The sequence below is a fragment of the Streptomyces sp. NPDC050988 genome (assembly GCF_044456225.1).
In the GTDB taxonomy this organism is placed as follows: Bacteria; Actinomycetota; Actinomycetes; order Streptomycetales; family Streptomycetaceae; genus Streptomyces.
The window spans coordinates 157,292-175,928 of record NZ_JBITFQ010000007.1 but is presented as its reverse complement, the minus strand read 5'-3'; the positions used below and the strand labels follow the sequence as shown (position 1 = coordinate 175,928).

Genomic DNA, 18,637 nt, shown 5'->3' with positions numbered 1-18,637 from the left:
CAACCCCGATTGAGTGTCCCGCGCAGACCCCCCATTTTTTCCGGCCCGCCGCTTCCGGCGTCGCCGTGCTGCCGAAAGGGACCCCGACCGTCATGCGGATGCATCGACCCCTGCTTGCCCTCACCGCCGCCGGAGCGGCACTCACCACCGCCCTCGCCGCTCCCGCCCAGGCGGCGGCCGTGCCGACGGGAGGTGTGTTCTATGTACAGAGCGCGGTCACCGGCCTGAACGCCGCCGACAGCGGGGGAGCGGTCGTCCAGCGCAACCCCAAGGGCAACGAGGACCGTCAGCAGTGGACGCTCCGGTCGAGCGGTGCGTCGTACGTGCTGGAGAGCACCGACACGGCGGGCAGCTGCCTCGGCCGCTCCGGCGGTCAGGCGAGAACCGTGGCCTGTACGAGCGGCGACGCCCCGTGGGAGATCGCGGCGACGGGGACCGACCAGTACCGGCTCAAAGTCCCGGGCGCCGACCAGTACTTGACGGTCGCCGCGAAGCCGTCCGGCTCCAACTACCCAGCCCAGCTGACCCTGGGCGCGGCGGGGAACCTGGCGTCCTGGTACCTCACTCCCACGACGTCCCCGACCTCTCCGATGCCGTCCCCGGACCAACGCACCCTGGACCAGGTCACGTTCCTCACGTCCCACAACGCCTACGCGAACGGCGTCGACGGCGGATTCGCGCCACCCTTCGTCAATCTCGTCCCCAACCAGAGCCGGGGAATCAACCAGCAACTCACCGACGGCGTACGCGGTTTCATGCTGGACATCCATCAGACCTCCGACGGCGCGATCCTCTGCCACAACAGCTGCACCCTCGTCAGCCGGCCGGTCGCGCTGTGGGTGGACATCCAGCGCATGGTCGATTACCTGAGGGCGAACCCGAACGAGTTCGTCACCGTCTTCCTGGAGGACTACGTCGACCCGGGCGTCCTGCGCAGCGAACTGGCCCGCGTCAACGGCCTGTCCGACGTCCTCTACCGCCCCGACCAGACCGGCGTCCGCACCAAGGGCTGGCCGAAGATGTCGGAACTCATCGCCGCCAACGACCGGCTCCTCATCTTCACCGACCACAGCCGCTCCGCCGACCAGTCCGCCGGCCTCACCCGCGACAGCTTCGGAGTGATGTACCAGCGCGAGTGGACCGTCGAGAACTACTGGTCCATGGGCTCCGGGCTTGGCGGCTCCGACTGGTCCTGCTACAGCCGCTGGTACGGCGCCGACACCAATGTGCCCCTCACCTCCACGGCGCCGCCGTTCCGTCCGCTCTTCGTCATGAACCACTTCCGTGACGCGGCGATCGCCTCCACGGCCACCACCGACAACACCAAACTCCTCGACCGGGCCCAGCGCTTCTGCCAGCCCGCGGCCCGCAAGAAGCCCAACTTCCTCGCGGTGGACCGGTACGACCTCGGAAACCCGGCGTCCGCGGTGTCGACGCTGAACACCTACACGTACTGACTCTTCTCGCCGAGTTGGCCCGTCGCCGCGTTCGCGTAGCGGCGGGCCAACTGAGTGAAGGCATCCCGGAGTTCGGCCGGGCCGACGACCTCGATGTCGGCGTCGAACCGGCCGATGTCGGCGGCCAGGCCGGCCCACGACCACGAACCCAGGACGAGCCGGCAGCGGCCCGGGCCGAGCGCCTCGACGACTCCGTCGCGGGAGTAGCGGAACACCTCGGCGGCGGGGAGCCCGAGGATCACCTCGCCGCGGCAGGGCCATTCACCGGCGCCGCCGGACCCGTCGGAACCCCGGAACCGGCCGGCCACAAAGGCGGCCACATCGCCTCCGGGCAGCTCACGTGGCGTGAACCGGGGCCCTGTAGGCACGCGCAGGCTGATCCGGTCGGCGCGAAAGGTGCGCCAGTCCTCGCGATCCAGGTCCCAGGCGACCAGATACCAGCGCCCACCCCAGGTGACGAGGTGATGGGGCTGCACTCGGCGCGGTGCGGCCATGGCCGGATCGTCGTCGCCCGCTCCCGGTGGGGAGGCGTAGTCGAAGCGCAGCACCTCGCGGGCGTGGACGGCGGCGCCGAGTGCCATGAGGACGCCACTGTCGACCTGCGACTCCGGGCGGTTCGTCGCGGATCGCCCCACGGCCGTGACCTGGAGCATGTCGATCCGGCGGCGCAACCGCGACGGCATGACCTGCCGGACGGTGGTCAGCGCACGCGCCGCGGCCTCCTCGATACCGGCGCCGGTGGTCGTGGCGATCTGGAGCGCGACGGCGAGGGCCACGGCCTGCTCGTCGTCGAAGAGCAGCGGCGGCAGCTCGGTTCCGGCGTCGAGCCGGTACCCACCCTCGGGCCCCTTGAAGGCCACGATGGGATAGCCGAGCTCGCGCAGCCGGTCGACATCGCGGCGCACGGTACGCGGACTGATGTCGAGCCGCTCCGCCAGCAGCGCCCCCGGCCAGTCCCGGCGCGCCTGGAGCAGCGAGAGCAGGGACAGCAGTCGGGCTGATGTCTTCGGCATGACACCCATCCTGCCCCGAGAAGAGGACACTCCCTGACCGCTTCCTCTGCGACTGTCGTTCTCGTACCGAACACCGAGAACGAGGCAGAAGGAACGATCGCTGTGACCGCCAAGACCACGCCCCCTTCCACCCCCGACGCCGAGCGGGCCGACCTGATCGCCGCGCTCGCGACCGCCCGGGCGGCCCTGACCAACACCGTGCGCGGGCTCAGCGACGAGCAGGCCGGTGAACGCCCGACCGTCAGCGCGCTGTGCCTGGGCGGGCTGATCAAGCACGTCGCCTCCATCGAGGAGGGATGGCTGCGCTTCGTGGTCGACGGCCCGTCGGCGATGCGCCACGACCTGCCCGACGGCGTCACCTGGGCCGACATCGCGGCCGGTACGGCACGTGAGTTCCCGCAGTGGATGATCGACCACCAGAACGACTTCCTGATGCTGCCCGGCGAGACGCTGGCCGGCGTCGTCGAGCGCTACGAGCAGGTCGCCGCCCACAGCGAGAAGATCATCGCCTCCGTGCCCGACCTCTCGGCGACGCATCCGCTGCCGGAGGCGCCCTGGCACGAGCCGGGAGCCGTGCGCAGTGTGCGCCGGGTGCTGACGCATGTCATCGCCGAGACCGCCCAGCACGCCGGGCACGCGGACATCCTGCGCGAGACGCTCGACGGGCAGAAGTCGACCTGACACCGACGGATCCGGTCCGGGTCGGGCCATCGCCCCGACCCGGACCCGACCTCGGAATCCTGCACGTACTCGACGTACGTATCCGAAGCCGATATCCGAAGCCCCTATTCGAAGCCCGTTTTGAAGGGAAGAGCGCACCATGAGGTTCGGACAGGCCGCGGGGGTGACCCGATGACCGTTCTCGACGCCCGGGCGCTCAACAGGGCAACGCTGGCACGGCAGTTGCTGCTCGACCGGGCCGACATGCCGGTGCTCGACGCCGTCGCGCACCTCGGCGGTATGCAGGCGCAGGAACCACAGGAACCGTTCGTCGGGCTCTGGTCGCGGCTGCGCGCGTTCGACCCGGCGGTGCTCTCGGACCTGCTGACGGGGCGGAGCGTGGTGCGTACGCATCTCATGCGCCGCACCGTCCACCTCGTCACCGCCGACGACGCCCTGGCCTGGCGGGCCCGCCACGACGCCATGCTGCGCCAACGGGTACTCGGCGTCTACCGCGGCGAACTCGCCGGAGTGGATCTCGACGAACTCGCTGCGGCGGGCCGGGCCGTGATGGCCGACGGCGAGCCCCGCTCGATGACCGAACTCGCACGGGCACTCGGCGACCGCTGGCCGAAACCGGGGCCGCGGCCACTGGGCGAGATGCTGGTCGCCGCCCTCATTCCGATGGTGCAGCTGCCACCGCGCGGACTGTGGCGCACCCGGGCGGGAGTGCGCAACGCCCCGCTCTCCGCCTGGCTCGGGCGCGAGATCGACCCGCCGGCCCCGGACGGTTCCGACCCCGTGGGCCAGCAGCTGGTGCGGCGCTATCTCGCCGCGTTCGGCCCCGCCGCCTCGGCCGACCTGCGCGCCTGGTGCGGTCTCGCCGGACTGCCGGCCGCGATCACCGCCGTGCGCGAGGAGCTGGTGAGCTTCCGCGACGAGCGGGGCCGGGAACTGCTGGACCTTCCCGACGCACCGCGCCCCGACCCCGAAACCCCTGCCCCGGCGCGGTTCCTGCCGGCGTTCGACAACGCGATCCTCGGCTACCACGATCGCGGCCGGATCATCGACGACGCCCACCGCGGCCTGTCGGTCACCGGCGCTCGCGTCGTCCTGGTCGACGGCCGGGTCTCCGCGACCTGGCACGTGGAGGCGGACACTGTGCAGGTCACCCCGCTGCGCCGCCTCTCCCGGGCCGAACGCACCGATGTGGCCGAGCAGGGGCGGGAGTTGGCCGTGTTCCTCTCCGACGGCGACAGCGACCGCGTACGGATCACCGCGTCCGACTGAGCCGCGACCCACCAGTGCCGTGCCGGGGGTCCATTCGCGACCCGCGTCACGGCACCGCCGTACCGCCGCTCCGGTCAGCCCAGCTGTGCGTGCAGGAAGTCCACCGTGCTCCGCCAGGCCAGGGCCGACGACTCGGGCTCGTGGACCTCGGGGCGGCCGTCGTTGAAGAAGGCGTGGTCGGCGGGGTAGACGCGGAAGTCCGGGGTGATACCGGACTGGTCGCGGATCGTGTCGCGGAGCGGGGCGAGGGAGTCGACGGGAATGGCCGAGTCGCGTTCGCCGTAGTGGCCGAGGATCTGCGCCTTGAGGCCGGAGAAGTCGGGGGTCTCGCCCTGGATGACGCCGTAGAAGGGGACGGCGGCGTGGACGCGCGGGTCGGTTGCGGCCTGGTAGAGGACGAAACCGCCGCCCATGCAGAAGCCGACCGAGCCGACGGTCTCGGACGTGACCTCGGGCATCGCGAGCAGATGGTCGACGGCGCCGGAGAGCAGCTCGACGCCGCGCGCCACGGGCAGGTCCTGCATCATGCGGTACGCCTCGGCGCTGTCGTGGGCGACATTGCCGCCGTACAGGTCGGGAGCCAGCGCCACGAAGCCCTCCTTCGCCAGACGCTCGGTGACGTCCGCGATGTGGTCGGTGAGGCCCCACCACTCCTGGATCACGATGACGCCGGGCCCCTGTCCGGAGGGCGGCAGCGCCAGATAGCCGTGCGCGGTGGTGCCGCCGCTCGGGAACGTGACGTTCTGGTGGGCGGGAGCTCCGGTCGACCTGGGCGTCTCGGACATGGTGTGTCACTCCTGTCGCTTGATCTTGACTCCAGCATGCAGGAGGCGGGTACGGCGACGGCACGCGGCCCCCTGCCCGGGCAGGCATCGCGCGCCACCGACCGAAGCGACCTTGCCGGACCACTCCTTTCGATGCCGTATCCTCGCGTGTTACGTATAACCCTCCGCGCACGTCCCCCCGACCTTCCGAGAGGCTCCGATGAAACGCGTCGCCCTGGTCACCCTCGTCGTCGACGACTACGACGAGGCGATCCGCTTCTACACCGAGGCCCTCGGATTCCGGCTCGCCGAGGACACCCCGCGCCCCGACGGCTCCCGCTGGGTCGTCGTGGAGCCGGACACCGGCGGGGTCGGCACCGGCCTCCTGCTGGCCCGGGCCAAGGACGAGGCCCAGCGAGGCCGGGTCGGCGACCAGACCGGCGGACGCGTCGGCTTCTTCCTGCACACCGACGACTTTGCCCGCGACCACGCACGGATGACCGCGGCGGGCGTCACCTTCCTGGAGGAGCCCCGGCACGAGACGTACGGCTCGGTCGTCGTCTTCCAGGACCTGTACGGAAACCGGTGGGACCTGTTGCAGCCCGCCGCGCCCGACCTGTAACCCGCTAACCCGCCGCTCCCGACGCAACCGCTCAGTGATCAGCACTCCCCATCCACCGACGACATCCACCGAGAACCTGCCGAGGAAACACCGCATGACCGCGTCCCGCATCGACACCGACACCATCCGCCGGCTCCCCAAGGCTGTCCTGCACGACCACCTCGACGGCGGCCTGCGCCCCACCACGCTCGTCGAACTCGCCGACGCGGTCGGCCACACGCTCCCCACCACGGACCCGGACGCGCTCGCCGCCTGGTACTACGAGGCGGCCAACTCCGGTGACCTGGTCCGCTACATAGCCACCTTCGAGCACACCCTCGCCGTGATGCAGACCCGCGAGGGCCTGCTGCGCACCGCCGAGGAGTACGTGCTCGACCTGGCCGAGGACGGTGTCGTCTACGGCGAGGTGCGCTACGCCCCCGAGCTGCTGGTTAATGGCGGGCTGGCCCTCTCCGAGGTCGTCGAGACCGTGCAGGAGGGCCTGGCCGCCGGTATGGCGAAGGCGGCGGCCCAGGGCACGCCGGTCCGCGTCGGCACGCTGCTGTGCGGGATGCGAATGTTCGACCGGGTCCGCGAGGCCGCCGACCTGGCCGTGGCCTTCCGGGACGCGGGCGTCGTCGGCTTCGACATCGCGGGCGCCGAGGACGGCTTCCCGCCCGCCGACCACCTCGCCGCCTTCGAGCACCTGCGCGTCGAGAACGTCCCGTTCACCATCCACGCCGGCGAGGCCCACGGCCTGCCCAGCATCCACCAGGCCCTCCAGGTCTGCGGCGCCCAACGCATCGGCCACGGCGTCCGTATCACCGAGGACATCGTGGATGGCAAGCTCGGCCGCGTCGCGGGCTGGGTGCGCGACCGCCGCATCGCCCTGGAGATGTGCCCCACCTCCAACCTCCAGACGGGCGCGGCCACTTCGATCGCCGACCACCCGATCACGCACCTGCGCGACCTGGGCTTCCGCGTCACCCTCAACACCGACAACCGGCTGGTCTCCGGCACGACCATGACCCGCGAGATGTCCCTGCTCGTCGACGAGGCGGGCTGGACCCTCGACGACCTGCGCACGGTCACGGTCAACGCCCTCAAGAGCGCGTTCATCCCGTACGACGAGCGGGCCGCCCTCATCCGGGACGTCGTCCTGCCGGGCTACGAGCTCTGAGCACCCCGAGGCCGGCCGGACCGTTCAGCGGTTCCGGCCGGCCTCTTGTGCGCTCTCACGCGTCGGCCACCCAGTTCCCGTGGAAACCCAGCGGTACGCGCCCCGGCAGATGGACCCGCGCCACCGGCTCACCCGTGAAGTCCTGGGCGGACAGAATCAGCAGATCGGCCGCGCCCCGGTCGGGATTGTGCACGTACGCGAGCGTGTAGCCGTCGTCCTCGGCCGCCCTTGGGTCCGTCGGATCCGAGGCCACGAACACCGCCTCGCCCACCGCCGCGTTCCGGGGCAGCCGGTGCACCTGCGAGGTGCCGCGGAGCAGGTCCTGCTTGACCAGCTCGCTGCTGAAGGCCCGGTCGGGCGGGTTCCCGTCGGCCGTCACATACGCCAGCGACATCTCTGCGGCGGCCGTCGTGTACCCGTACCGGTGCCTGCGCGCGACCAGTGCCTCGTTGACGCGCGGAAACTCCTGCGGCCGGTCGTCCAGGACCTTCGTGCGTACGCGGCCCCGGTCGCGGTCGATGGTCCAGCGGTGCAGCCGGACGGTCCCGGCCCCGTAGGGCCCGCCGGAGCCACGCCCCGCGACGAAGAAGGGCGCCGGATAGGCGGTGAAGTCGACGACCACCGACGACCCCTCGTCGTACGCGTTGAGGGTGTGCGAGTAGTACGTCGGCTCCACCTCGAACCAGCGGACCCGCCCGCCGGTCCGCGGCATGACGCCGACCCGCGAGGGGTGCCGTTCGTTCCACACGTACGGCACCAGGTCGCCCCGCTCGGCGCCCGCCGGGTCGAAGGTGACCGGCATGTCGAAGATGACGACGTACTTCTCGGTGAGCGCGAAGTCGTGGATCATCGGGCTGTCCGACACCGGGATCCTGGTGGTCCGGACGACCCGCCCCGCGGCGTTCACCACCAGGTGCCGGATGTGGTTCCAGGTCGGGTAGTACGTCATCGCGTGCAGCTCGCCCGACTCCGCGTCGAGCTTGGTGTGCGCCGTGAACGCGCCCTCCAGGGTGCCGTGGAAGTCGTAGGTGCCCACCGTGTTGAGCTCGTAGTCGAGTTCGTACGGCAGCGGGCCGCTCTCCTGGAGGGCCAGGACCCGTCCGCGGTGCCCGATGACGTGGGTGTTGCACGGGAAGTCGTCCGGCGGCACCGGCCCCGGGTAGGGCTCGCCTAGCTTCTCGGCGACGCGGGAGGAGCGGACCCAGCGGTTGCGATACCACTCGGCGCGGCCGTCCCGCAGCCGGACACCGTGCACCATGCCGTCGCCCTGCATCCAGTGGTGCGCCCGGGGGTCCTCAAGGCCCAGGACGTTCGGCCCGTTCCTGAGGTAGCGGCCGTTCAGCTCGCGCGGGATACGTCCGGTGACGGGGAGGCCGAAGGCGGTCAGCTCCTCGGTGACCGGGGCGAACGCCCCCTCCAGGAAGGGGAAGTGGCGCTCCCGCGCGGTGGCGGGAGCACCGGCAGCGAGTCCTCCACTCACCCCCACGAGTCCGCTCGCCGCCGCGATGGCCGCCGCCCCGCGCAGTACGTTCCGTCGGCTGTGCTCCGTCATCTCCGCACTCCCGTGCCGCAGTTGTCGTGATCGATGTGCACGAGTCTGCGGCGGGGGAGAGGGCCCGGTCAGGAGTCCTGGAGCCCCTCCTGGGGTGGTGCCAGACCCCCTGTTTCGAGCAGCGACATCAGGGCCCGGGCGGCCGGACTGGTCGCCTCCGGGGGCGGGAGCATGGCGACGGTCTCGTACGGCGTCTCGGTGTCGGCCTTGAGGGAGAGCGCGGGCAGGACCCGCCGTTTGTGGGCGAAGTGGCGCGGTACGACCGCGATGCCGAGGCCCTCCTCGACGAGGTCCAGGAGGCTGTGCACGTCGTTGACCTCCAGCGCGACCGTGCGGTGCACGCCTGCTGCCGCGAAGGCCGCGTCGGTCGTGCGGCGCGGTCCCCAGTCGGGGTGGAAGTCGACGAAGGGCTCGCCGCCCAGTTCGTCCGGGGTGACGGGCCCTCCGGTCGCCAGCCGGTGCGAGGGGTGGCAGAGCACGGTCATCGGTTCGCTGGTCAGGGGCAGACAACGGAGCTGTTCCGTGTCGGCGCGGGTCGTCACGGCGAAGGCCAGGTCCAGGCGGCCCGCGGCGACGTCCTCGGCGAGCGCGCCCGAGCCGGCCTGCCGCAGCCGGATCTCCACGTCCGGATGCTGCCTGCGGAACGCGGCCAGCAGCTGTGCGACGGGCACCCCGGCGATGCACTGCTCGGTGCCCAGCGAGAGCGTGCCGCGCAGCACGCCCTGTACGGCGGCCACCGCGTCCTGGGCCGCGCGGACCTGGGCCAGGATCCGCTCCGCCTCGGTCAGCAGGGCCCGGCCCGCCTCGGTGAGCGTGACGCGGCGGGTCGTGCGGACGAACAGCGGGGCCCGCAGCTCCCGCTCAAGGGCGCGGATCGATGCCGACAGACCGGACTGGGACACCATCAGGCGTTCCGCTGCCCGGGTGAAGTGCTGGTCCTCGGCGACCGCGACGAAGTGCTGCAGGTGGCGCAATTCCATGATTGAGAAGCGTATCCGCTGAATCCCATCCGATTCTCCTGTTGGACCGCTGTCGAGCGGGCAGGCGAGAGTGGACACCGGTCCACTCCGTACCGACCCCTCTGGAGAACGCGTTGTACACCGCACACACCGACCGTTACGCGGACATGCCCTACCGGCGCACGGGACGCAGCGGCCTGAAACTTCCCGCGCTCTCCCTCGGCCTGTGGCACAACTTCGGCCCCGACCGTCCCGTGGACACGCAGCGCGCGATCCTGCGCCGCGCGTTCGACCTGGGCGTCAGCCACTTCGACCTGGCCAACAACTACGGGACCCCGCCCGGCGCCGCCGAGTCGGCCCTCGGTGACGCGCTCAAGGCGGACTTCGGCCCGTACCGCGACGAGCTGGTCATCTCCACCAAGGCCGGATACCTGATGTGGCCGGGCCCGTACGGCGAATGGGGCTCCCGCAAGTACCTGCTGTCCTCGCTCGACCAGAGCCTGGGCCGGATGGGCCTCGACTACGTCGACATCTTCTACTCCCACCGCCCCGACCCTGAGACTCCCCTGGAGGAGACGATGGGCGCGCTGCACTCGGCGGTCCAGCAGGGCAAGGCGCTGTACGTCGGTGTCTCCAACTACTCGCCGGAGCAGACCCGCGAAGCCGCACGCATCCTGGGCGAGCTGGGCACCCCGCTCCTCATCCACCAGCCGCGCTACTCGATGCTCGACCGGCGCCCCGAGGAGCAGGGGCTCCTGGACACCCTCGACGAGCTGAAGGTGGGCTCCATCGCCTACTCGCCGCTGGAGCAGGGCCTCCTCACCGGCCGCTACCTCGACGGCATCCCGGAGGGTTCGCGGGCCGCGAGCGACAGCCCCTTCCTGAGCGCCGACACGGTGACCGAAGACCTCGTCGGCAACCTGCGCGCCCTGGCCGACATCGCCAAGACCCGCGGTCAGTCCCTGGCCCAGATGGCGCTGGCCTGGGTACTGCGCGGCGGTCGGGTCACCTCCGCACTGATCGGCGCGAGCAGCCCGCAGCAGCTGGAGGACAGCGTGGCGGCCACGGGCAACCTGGACTTCTCGGAGGACGAGCTGACCCGTATCGACGAGATCGTGCGGCAGGCTTCCAAGGCCTGAGTACCAGGTACGGACCGACCGAAAGACTGACCCCCGAGCCGTGGGCTTGGGGGTCAGTCCGTGACGCGTTCCTCCAGCCGTACGGTCACGGTGTCCCCGGCCTCCTTGCCGATCGCCCTGCGGACGTCGGCCTTCACGGGAAGCTTGTGGGTGCCGTCACCGAGGGCCATGAACGAACTCCGGAAGGGATGGCCGTCGATCGTCCCGCGGACCTTGACCAGTCCGCGCGTGCCGAAGAATCCGACGGACTCCGGCCATACGAGATAGGTCCAGCCACCCTTCTCGGGGCTCTTCCGAAGTTCCGCGGTGAATTGCTGGTCCAATTCGGTGCCCGTGCTCATGATGTCCTCCGCTGTCCCGGTGGTCTCTGCTGCCCGGTGGGCTCTCCTATACGAGACCACCGGGCGGGGTGAAACTCATCGCGACAGCCGTGGTGTCACGCCCCGGCGGGCACCCGGTCCAGGAATCCGTGCACGCTCCGTATCCGCCCGTCGTCGCTCAGGGTGATCACATCGAAGCCGGCGACCGGCGCCGAGCCGTCCGCGACGGCGACCAGCTCCCAGCCGAATCGGGCGAGATCGTGGTGCCCGTCCACGGCGCCGGTGAGCCGGAACTCGAATCCGGGGAACTGCTCGTGGGCCCCGGCGATCACCGCCGCGATCCCCTCGTGCCCGCGGACGTCGGCCAGCGGGTCGGTGTAGGTGCCGTCCGCGGTCCAGGCGGCGGTCACGGCCTTCGCAAGGGCCTGCTCCCCGCCCGCGTTCCAGGCCTCGAAGTAACGGGCGACGGCGGTTTCGTAGCGGTCCTGGTTCGCGGACATGGGAGATCAGCCTCCATCGAGGTCGTACGTGCTCGTACGTACTGGTCAGGGCCCGGATCGGACGTCTTCGGGATCCGGTACCGCAACCATGCCGGGCGTCTTCGGACCCGTCGATTACCCCTCGGGTAATGCCCGCGGACACCCCTCCGGCGATGCCCCGGGAGGACCGCGATCTCCACGGCCGTGTCATTTCAGCCAGTGACCGTGAGGAATATGCCAGGAGACTGGCTGGAATGGCGTGGTGACAGTGTGTCAGGAGTGGCGATACTTGAATGCTAGGGCTATTCACAGCCCTGAGAACGGCTCGGGAATTGCCAGGGGATCACCCGGCGGACCGACCGAAGAGCAGCGCCATCGTGCACCACCAGCGAGCCGCAGGAAAGAGAGGCCGGACCCGCAGCAAGCGGATGCAATGGGGGAGCGATCGTGCACGACGAATTCCTTTGCCATGTCACCGCGTACGGAGTGTGCGGAGGCATGTGGGTCGGCGTACCGCTCGGCACCTACCGGGCGCCCACCCTGGCGCTGGCCATGTGGTGGTTACGGGACCGGGCGTCCTGGATGGCCGAGCGCCTCGACCCGAACCCCGACGCCCCGTACTTCCCGCCGAACTCGATGATGCCCGTCCAGGCCACCGCCCCAGACGTGCCCGGCGTGCTGCGCGCGTGGTGCGGCGACATCTTCCAACAGGAGCTGGCCGCCGAGCAGTTGGCCGCGGGACATCTGGTCCGTATCGCCACGAGTGACGACACCACCGAGTACGAGCTGCTCGCGGAGTCGGTCGACGCCCTGCGCATGCAGCGCACCCTCCCCTTCCTGTCCATGCCGGCCGCCTGATCCCTGATCCGGCGGAGCCGCTCGGGCGCGGCCCCCGCCGACCAGGCGCAGCAGGCGCACATGTGGACGAATAGCTAGAATTCAGGCATGGGAGAGCGTTCAGCGGCGCCCGAACTCGTCCTCGAAACCGAGACGGGGTCCCTGGTGATGACCCCGAACCACGACTATCACGTCGGCCGCGACCCGCTGAGCGACATCGTCATCGACGACGCTCGGGTCTCCTGGCACCACGCGGTCCTGCGGCCCAACGCCGACCACTGGACACTCTGGGACGAGAACAGCACGAACGGTACGTACGCCGACGGCCGCCGCGTCCACGAGTGGGACGTCGGCCCCGGTAGCGTCATCCGCTTCGGCAACCCCGCCGACGGCCCGAGCGCCGTGCTCGCCGACCGGCCCCCGCCCGCCCCCGAGCGCCCCTCCGCGGTCTCCCTGCCCGCCGCGACCGGCACCTTCCGGCAGCCCACGACGGTGCGCCCGCTGCCCGCCCGCATGGTCCGCATCGGCCGCGGCGGCGACAACGACCTGGTCGTCGACGACCTGATCGTGTCCAGACGGCATGCGGAACTGCGCGCCCTGCCGGACGGCACGTACGAGATCGTCGACCTGGGCAGCCACAACGGCACGTTCCTCAACGGGCAGCCCGTCACCCGGGCCCCCATCGACGCGGGCGACATCGTGGGCATCGGCCACTCGGCGTTCTGCCTGGTCGGCGACCAGCTGCAGGAGTACGTCGACACCGGCGAGGTCTCCCTCGACGTGCAGGACCTGTCGGTCGCCGTCGACAAGGGCCGCAAGACGCTCCTGGACCGGGTCTCCTTCCCCGTCGGCGAGAAATGCCTGCTGGCCGTCGTCGGGCCCAGCGGCGCCGGAAAGTCCACGCTGCTCAACGCCCTGACCGGCCAGCGGCCCGCCGACCGGGGCACGGTCCTGTACGACGGCCGTGACCTCTACCGTGATTACGCCGAGCTGCGCCAGCGCATCGGACTCGTACCGCAGGACGACATCCTGCACGCCCAGCTGACCGTGCGGCGGGCCCTCACCTACGCCGCCCAGCTGCGCTTCCCGCAGGACACCGCGAAGGCCGAGCGCCGGGCCCGGGTCGACGAGGTCGTGCGCGAGCTGGGCCTGGAACAGCGCGTCGGGCAGCCCATCCACAGCCTCTCCGGCGGCCAGCGCAAGCGCGTCAGTGTGGCCCTGGAACTGCTCACCAAGCCCTCGCTGCTCTTCCTCGACGAGCCGACCTCCGGCCTCGACCCCGGGATGGACCGCTCCGTGATGCACATGCTGCGCGGCCTCGCCGACGACGGGCGGACCGTCATCGTGGTCACGCACAGTGTCCTCAGCCTCGACGTCTGCGACCGGCTGCTCGTCCTCGCACCCGGAGGCAAGGTCGCCTACTACGGGCCGCCCGACGAGACCCTCGCCTTCTTCGGCTACGAACAGTGGCCGGAGGCGTTCGAGGCATTCGAGCGGGACCGCGAACGGGACTGGGCCGGCGACTACCTGGCGTCACTCCAGCACCGGCAGTACATCGTCAACTCCACCGCCCAGCCGCACATGGGCCAGGCCGCCCCGGCCCCGGGCACGGTCTCCCGCCCACCCAAGGCGCAGAGCTGGGGTTCCCAGCTGGGCACGCTCGTGCGCCGGTACGCGGCCGCGCTCAGCGCCGACCGGACGTTCCTCGCCATCATGATCGCCCTGCCGTTCGTCATGGGCGCCATGGCCCGGGCCCTGGCCGGCAGCAAGCTGACGCAGGAGACGGCGATGAACGCGCTGCTCATCCTCTGCGTCGGCGGAGTCCTCACCGGCGCGGCCAACGCCGTGCGCGAACTGGTCAAGGAACGGGTGATCTACCAGCGAGAACGGGCTGTCGGCCTGTCCAGATCGGCGTATCTGATGTCCAAGGTCGTCGTCCTCGGCACGATCACCGTCCTCCAGGCCGTCGTCCTGACCCTGGTGGCGCTGCTCGGCGTCGACCTGAACGCGCCCGGCGGCGAGGGCGTGCTCATGCCGCCCCTCGTCGAGATCACGGTCGCTGTCGCCCTGCTCTCCTTCACCGCGATGATGCTCGGGCTCCTCGTCTCCGCGCTGGTGCGCAAGGAGGAGGTCACGATGCCCCTGCTCGTGCTCCTCGCCATCGTCCAGGTCGTGTTCTGCGGCGCGCTGCTGAAGCTCGACGGCGTCCCCGGCATCGAACAGCTGTCCTGGCTGGTGCCGTCCCGGTGGGCGCTCGGCGCCATGGCGGGCACCATCGGCCTGGCCCGGCTCGTCCCGGGCGACCTGACCGCCGACCCGCTGTTCAAGCACTCGGTGGGCGTGTGGCTGCTCAACATGGGCATGCTCGTCGTCCTCTCGGCCGTCTTCGGCTATCTGGTCGCCCGGCTGCTGAGGCGGCACGAACCCGAAGTCATGCGGAAGTAGCCCGCAGGAAGCAGGCGCGATGACGACGACCGAGGACTTCCGCCCCACCCACGTGGTCCCGCAGGACGGCCTGCCGGCCTGGGAGGCCCCGGACCCGACCAGACCCACCGTGCCGCTCGACGCCCTCCTGCCGGTCCGTCTCGTCGAGCGGCGCGGTGACTGGGGGCACGTCCTGTGCGCCAACGGCTGGTCGGCGTGGGTGGACGGCCGCCTGCTGCTCGCCGTACCGCAGGAACCGCCCGCCGCCGGACAGCCCCTCGCCCGCACGGCCGACCCGCGCCCCCTGCTCGCCCGCGTCGAGGAGACGGTCGGCCGCTACCGGCAGACGGTCGAGGAACTGGCGGCCGGACGCCTCGACGGGGAGGAGTTCCACGGCCGTACGCAGGGCATGCGGGTCGGCATCGTCGTCGACGGCGAGGCCGTGTGGCTGTACGAGGCCGAGCACGAGCGGTGGGTGTACTGCGACGGCACCCGGCTGAGCACGTACGCGACTCCGAAGTCGGTCGAGGACGGGTCGGGGCCCCGTGACGAGGCCGGACCCGAGCGGCCTGCCGCGGCACGCCCCGAGCCGCCCGCCGCGGCCCGACCCAAGCCGCCCGCGTCGGGCGACCCCGAGCCCACCCAGGTCGTGCCTGGCATCGGACCGGAACCGACGAAGGCGGTGGGCAACACGGATCCGGAACCGACACAGGTCGTGGGCAACACGGGTCCGGAACCGACACGGGTTGTGGAGAACACAGGTCCGGAACCGGCCGAAGCCGAGGAAGACCGCGGCCACGCGCCCACCCGGTTCGTCACGGGCGACGGTGACGGCTGATGCCGCACGACACGAGCCTGTACTCGGGGCGGCCCTCCGACCTGATCGGCAAGCAGATCGCCGGCTACCGGATCGAGCGCGAGGTCGGCCGCGGCGGTATGGCCGTCGTCTACCGCGCCAAGGACCTGCGCCTGGACCGCACGGTCGCCCTGAAACTGCTCGCCCCGGAACTGGCCCGCAACGACACCTTCCGCAAACGCTTCACGCACGAGTCACGAGTGGCCGCCGCGATCGACCACCCGCACATCGTGCCGGTCTTCGAGGCGGGCGAGACCGACGGCGTCCTCTACATCGCCATGCGGTACGTCGCCGGTCGCGACCTGCGCCATCTCCTGGATCGCGAGGGCCCGTTGGCGATCGCGGACGCCGCACGTATCGCCATCCAGGTGGCATCCGCGCTCGACGCGGCCCACGACCACGGCCTGGTCCACCGGGACGTCAAACCGGGCAACATCCTGGTCGCGGCGGGCACGGACAGCGACCATCCCGAGCACGTCTACCTCACCGACTTCGGCCTCACCAAGAAGTCGCTGTCCCTGACCGGGTTCACGACCGTCGGCCAGTTCGTCGGCACGCTCGACTACGTGGCGCCCGAGCAGATCTCCGGCCGTCCGGTCGACGGCCGCTGTGACGTCTACAGCCTCGCCTGCGTCGTCCACGAGACCCTGACGGGCCGGCCGCCCTTCCAACGGGACGACGACATGGCGCTGTTGTGGGCCCACCAGTACGACCAGCCGCCCACGCTGACCTCGCAGCGGCCCGAACTCGCCGAGCCGGTCGACGGGGTCCTGGCGAAGGCGCTCGCCAAGAGTCCCGACGACCGGTACGAGTCGTGTCTTGCCTTCGTCACCGCGTTGCGTGCGGCGGCGACGGGCGTGGTCGCCGGTCATGCGCCCACGCAGGTGGACATGCGTGCCGTGGACGGGCCTCGGCGGCCGGGACCGCCGCCGGAGCCACCGGAATGGGCCCGGCCCGTGTTTCCTGGGTCCGCGGGGTGAGGGCCTGCTTGGACCGGTGGGTTCGTGCGGGTCGTAGTGGGCTGGTCGCGCAGTTCCCCGCGCCCCTGACGGGACGCTGTTGTGCGGGCCCACCTTCAACGCTAAGGACTCAGTCCTTGCTCAGCAGCAAGTGAGCCTGCGGGAAGGGGCGTTTGGCGTCCGGTGGGGCCGTCTGCCGTAGGCGGGCCGTCTCTGTGAAGCCCGTCCCGCTCAGCAGGGCGGAGACGCGGTCGGGGGACCAGTGGTAGGCGAGCGCCACCTTGTGGTCGAAGGACTCGGCCAGCTCCGAGGGGTCGTCGTGGGCCTGGAAGGCGAGCAGCAGGCGGCCGCCGGGCGCCAGGACCCGGTGGAACTCGGCGAACACCCGCGGCAGTTGCTCCGGTGGGGTGTGGATGATCGAGTAGCGGGCGAGGGCACCGCCGAGGCTGCCGTCCGCCAGGTCCAGGGCGGTCATCGAACCCACCTCGAACCGCAGCTCCGGATGGGCCGCCCGGGCGATCGCGATCATCTCCGGCGAGAGGTCGACGCCCGACGCGTCCAGGCCGAACGAATGGAGTAACGCGGTCACATGGCCCGGGCCACAGCCGAGGTCGGCGACCGGACCGCCGCCGTCCGCCCGCACGAGGTCGGCGAAGGCCATGAGCATGGCCCGGTCCAGTGGATGCTCCTCCAGACCGTTGGCGAAGGCCTCGGCATAGAGGGCGGCCATGGAGTCGTAGGCCGTTCGGGTGGTGCGCAGGAAGTCTGGTTCGATCATGGGTGCGTACCGTAGTACGCCCCACTGACATCAGGCCTTCGGGTTCTCCACCTCGCCGCGGTGGCGTACGTGAGAGGCGAGCAGTGCGCCCAGGAAGCCCGTGACCAGGCCCCAGAGCAGGGCGAAGCCGACCGCCCCCCACAGCTGTGGCCGCAGGAAGAGTTCGCCGGACAGGCCGCCGCCGACGTCGCCGATGCCGAGCAGCGACAAGCCGTAGTGCGCGTCGAGCCGGCCGATGAGGCAGACCGTGAGCACCGTGAGGGCGAGCGCCACCGCCATGTGTACGGCGTGCTGCCAGGCCCGTGTGCGGGCCGGTGAGCGTTTGGCCATCAGGAACGCGGCGGCAAGCAGCAGCACGGCGTCGACGACCACGAGCCACCACACCCTGCCGTCCTGTTCGGCGAGCGTCCGCAGGTCGAGGGTCGAGAGGTCGGGTGTCCGCAGCACGCTGTCCAGTACGCGCGGCATCGGCAGCCCGAACGGCCCCTCGACGTGCCCCTCCCAGGAGGCGCCGAGACCGATGGTGAAGACCAGCCAGACGAGGTTCGGCAGCCCGAGGAGGACCACGGCGAGCGTCTCCGGCGCACGGCCGCGTGTCACCGCCACCACGAGTGCGATCACCACGCCCAGGGCCACGAAGGCGAGGAGCAGCACGACCATGGCGTACGCGGCAGGCCGTACCGACTCCTGGAAACGCAGCAGCCGGGCCGGGAGCGGGGCCCTGGGCGAGACGAGCAGCGCGATGACGAGGACGCCCGCCAGCCACAGCAGGCCGAAGGCCAGCGTCACGGGCACGTCGGCCTTGAAGCCGACCCGGGGCGACGAGGCCCCGAAGATGTCACCGATGTCGGCGAGCGTGCCCTCGCCGAGCGAGATCGCGAAGGTCTGACGGGCCGACAGCGCCAGAGCGGCCAGCGCGAGGAGCCACAGGACGGCGATTCTCGCGGCCCAGCCGGCCAGTTCGGGGGCGCCCGCGACGGCCCGGTGCCGCAGTGGCCGGAGGAATCCGGCGGCGACGACCAGGACTCCGGCGAGGGTGACCGACAGGGGAGTGACCGACATCCCCGCCTTGGTCTCGGCGAGCGCTCCGGCGTCTCCGGTGAGTTCGATCGAGCCGCCGACCGCCACCACCACGGTGGCCGCGACGACCCGGGGAAACGCGCCGTCCGGCAGGTCGGCCGCCCCGGCGGCCCACAGGCCGAGCGCGGCGACCACGATCATGGCGATCAGCCCGGCCAGGACCGTCACCAGGGCGTGGACCCAGCCATGGCGGGCCACTGCCTGGGCGGGGACTGTCTGGAGGCTCACCCTGCTCACGCTAAGCAGGCCTTCGGCGGTGCGCCCGCCGAGAGGGCCGACCGCGTCGGCT

At 71.1% G+C, this 18,637-nt stretch carries 18 protein-coding genes; 10 read left to right on the top strand and 8 right to left on the bottom strand.

Annotation, left to right across the window (positions count from 1 at the left end):
* Positions 1-92: 92 nt before the first annotated feature.
* Positions 93-1,457 (top strand): phospholipase, encoded by a 1,365-nt coding sequence (locus ACIBEI_RS18360; RefSeq protein ID WP_398889916.1) that lies wholly within the window; start codon positions 93-95, stop codon positions 1,455-1,457.
* On the opposite strand, the gene ACIBEI_RS18355 is transcribed toward ACIBEI_RS18360, so the two are convergent.
* Positions 1,445-2,470, bottom strand: coding sequence for a helix-turn-helix transcriptional regulator (locus ACIBEI_RS18355; protein ID WP_398889914.1), 1,026 nt, complete (start codon positions 2,468-2,470; stop codon positions 1,445-1,447). The genes ACIBEI_RS18360 and ACIBEI_RS18355 overlap by 13 nt on opposite strands.
* A 102-nt stretch (positions 2,471-2,572) precedes the next feature.
* Between ACIBEI_RS18355 and ACIBEI_RS18350 the strand changes: the two genes are divergently transcribed.
* A complete protein-coding gene (locus ACIBEI_RS18350; RefSeq protein ID WP_398889912.1) occupies positions 2,573-3,151 on the top strand; it encodes a DinB family protein in 579 nt (192 codons plus the stop codon).
* Positions 3,152-3,322: 171 nt separating this feature from the next.
* A complete protein-coding gene (locus ACIBEI_RS18345) occupies positions 3,323-4,420 on the top strand; it encodes a winged helix DNA-binding domain-containing protein (protein WP_398889910.1) in 1,098 nt (365 codons plus the stop codon).
* Positions 4,421-4,494: 74 nt separating this feature from the next.
* Here the strand turns inward: ACIBEI_RS18345 and ACIBEI_RS18340 are convergent, their stop codons facing one another.
* Positions 4,495-5,205: a dienelactone hydrolase family protein gene (locus ACIBEI_RS18340; protein ID WP_398889908.1), complete on the bottom strand. Its 711-nt coding sequence runs from the start codon at positions 5,203-5,205 to the stop codon at positions 4,495-4,497.
* 199 nt (positions 5,206-5,404) lie between these two features.
* Here ACIBEI_RS18340 and ACIBEI_RS18335 point away from each other — a divergent pair, with 199 nt between their 5' ends.
* Together ACIBEI_RS18335 and ACIBEI_RS18330 are read left to right on the top strand one after the other, a co-directional pair.
* Positions 5,405-5,806 carry a VOC family protein gene (locus ACIBEI_RS18335; RefSeq protein ID WP_398889906.1) on the top strand — a complete coding sequence of 134 codons (402 nt, stop codon included), beginning with the start codon at positions 5,405-5,407 and terminating at the stop codon, positions 5,804-5,806.
* Between the two features lie 94 nt (positions 5,807-5,900).
* Positions 5,901-6,965, top strand: coding sequence for an adenosine deaminase (locus tag ACIBEI_RS18330; protein WP_398889904.1), 1,065 nt, complete (start codon positions 5,901-5,903; stop codon positions 6,963-6,965).
* A 55-nt stretch (positions 6,966-7,020) separates the two neighbouring features.
* Here the strand turns inward: ACIBEI_RS18330 and ACIBEI_RS18325 are convergent, their stop codons facing one another.
* Positions 7,021-8,517, bottom strand: coding sequence for a carotenoid oxygenase family protein (locus tag ACIBEI_RS18325; protein WP_398889902.1), 1,497 nt, complete (start codon positions 8,515-8,517; stop codon positions 7,021-7,023).
* Positions 8,518-8,585: 68 nt separating this feature from the next.
* Positions 8,586-9,497, bottom strand: coding sequence for a LysR family transcriptional regulator (locus ACIBEI_RS18320; protein WP_398889900.1), 912 nt, complete (start codon positions 9,495-9,497; stop codon positions 8,586-8,588).
* Positions 9,498-9,610: 113 nt separating this feature from the next.
* Between ACIBEI_RS18320 and mgrA the strand changes: the two genes are divergently transcribed.
* Positions 9,611-10,615 (top strand): L-glyceraldehyde 3-phosphate reductase, encoded by a 1,005-nt coding sequence (gene mgrA, locus ACIBEI_RS18315; protein ID WP_398889898.1) that lies wholly within the window; start codon positions 9,611-9,613, stop codon positions 10,613-10,615.
* Positions 10,616-10,668: 53 nt separating this feature from the next.
* On the opposite strand, the gene ACIBEI_RS18310 is transcribed toward mgrA, so the two are convergent.
* Together ACIBEI_RS18310 and ACIBEI_RS18305 are read right to left on the bottom strand one after the other, a co-directional pair.
* Positions 10,669-10,956 carry a DUF1905 domain-containing protein gene (locus tag ACIBEI_RS18310; protein WP_398889895.1) on the bottom strand — a complete coding sequence of 96 codons (288 nt, stop codon included), beginning with the start codon at positions 10,954-10,956 and terminating at the stop codon, positions 10,669-10,671.
* A gap of 95 nt (positions 10,957-11,051) precedes the next feature.
* Positions 11,052-11,435 carry a nuclear transport factor 2 family protein gene (locus ACIBEI_RS18305; protein WP_398889893.1) on the bottom strand — a complete coding sequence of 128 codons (384 nt, stop codon included), beginning with the start codon at positions 11,433-11,435 and terminating at the stop codon, positions 11,052-11,054.
* Between the two features lie 426 nt (positions 11,436-11,861).
* On the opposite strand from ACIBEI_RS18305, the gene ACIBEI_RS18300 reads away from it, so the two are divergent.
* The 4 genes from ACIBEI_RS18300 to ACIBEI_RS18285 all read left to right on the top strand — a co-directional run bounded on the left by ACIBEI_RS18300 (position 11,862) and on the right by ACIBEI_RS18285 (position 16,511).
* Positions 11,862-12,272: a hypothetical protein gene (locus ACIBEI_RS18300; protein WP_398889891.1), complete on the top strand. Its 411-nt coding sequence runs from the start codon at positions 11,862-11,864 to the stop codon at positions 12,270-12,272.
* A gap of 87 nt (positions 12,273-12,359) precedes the next feature.
* The gene (locus ACIBEI_RS18295) at positions 12,360-14,696 is read left to right on the top strand and encodes an FHA domain-containing protein (RefSeq protein ID WP_398889889.1); all 2,337 of its coding nucleotides are present in this window, start codon (positions 12,360-12,362) and stop codon (positions 14,694-14,696) included.
* 19 nt (positions 14,697-14,715) lie between these two features.
* A complete protein-coding gene (locus tag ACIBEI_RS18290) occupies positions 14,716-15,513 on the top strand; it encodes a hypothetical protein (RefSeq protein WP_398889887.1) in 798 nt (265 codons plus the stop codon).
* Positions 15,513-16,511: a serine/threonine-protein kinase gene (locus tag ACIBEI_RS18285; RefSeq protein ID WP_398889885.1), complete on the top strand. Its 999-nt coding sequence runs from the start codon at positions 15,513-15,515 to the stop codon at positions 16,509-16,511. Before ACIBEI_RS18290 ends, ACIBEI_RS18285 begins: the two co-directional genes overlap by 1 nt.
* Positions 16,512-16,620: 109 nt before the next feature.
* Here the strand turns inward: ACIBEI_RS18285 and ACIBEI_RS18280 are convergent, their stop codons facing one another.
* Positions 16,621-17,268: a class I SAM-dependent methyltransferase gene (locus ACIBEI_RS18280; protein ID WP_398889883.1), complete on the bottom strand. Its 648-nt coding sequence runs from the start codon at positions 17,266-17,268 to the stop codon at positions 16,621-16,623.
* 30 nt (positions 17,269-17,298) lie between these two features.
* A complete protein-coding gene (locus tag ACIBEI_RS18275; protein WP_398889881.1) occupies positions 17,299-18,576 on the bottom strand; it encodes a streptophobe family protein in 1,278 nt (425 codons plus the stop codon).
* Positions 18,577-18,637 lie beyond the last annotated feature (61 nt).